Origin of the sequence: Aeromicrobium phragmitis, assembly GCF_003674095.1 — a bacterium.
GTDB classification, from domain to species: Bacteria; Actinomycetota; Actinomycetes; order Propionibacteriales; family Nocardioidaceae; genus Aeromicrobium; species Aeromicrobium phragmitis.
Genome location: NZ_RDBF01000301.1, coordinates 1 through 289 on the forward strand (window position 1 = coordinate 1; position 289 = coordinate 289).

Annotated in this window: 1 protein-coding gene and 1 pseudogene; one reads left to right on the top strand and one right to left on the bottom strand. The window is 64.0% G+C overall.

Annotated elements, in window-relative coordinates:
- Positions 1 to 138, top strand: a pseudogene (locus D9V41_RS18705) (IS30 family transposase); the annotation flags it as partial.
- A gap of 45 nt (positions 139 to 183) precedes the next feature.
- Here D9V41_RS18705 and D9V41_RS18630 read toward each other — a convergent pair.
- Positions 184 to 276, bottom strand: a complete 93-nt coding sequence (locus D9V41_RS18630; protein WP_279432371.1) for an Lsr2 family DNA-binding protein — start codon at positions 274 to 276, stop codon at positions 184 to 186.
- Positions 277 to 289 lie beyond the last annotated feature (13 nt).

Consider the following 289-nt stretch of genomic DNA (forward strand, 5'->3'; position numbering starts at 1 on the left):
AAAGGCACCCAGATAACAACCCACCAGCCCCACCTCACCGCCATCGCGGAAGAAATGAACGACCGCCCCCGCGCCACCCTCGGGTACCTCACCCCACGCGAAGCCTTCAACCGACTACTCGTTGCTTCCACGACTTGACACCGCCCCCAGCTCCACGAGCTGGGGCCTTCGTCCTGCATGTGTTCAGTTGGCGGCGTTGTACTTCTCGAGAACCTCCGCCGGAATTCGCCCACGAGCCGGCACCTCAATGCCCTGCTCCTTGGCCCAGGCGCGCACTTCCTTGGCCTGC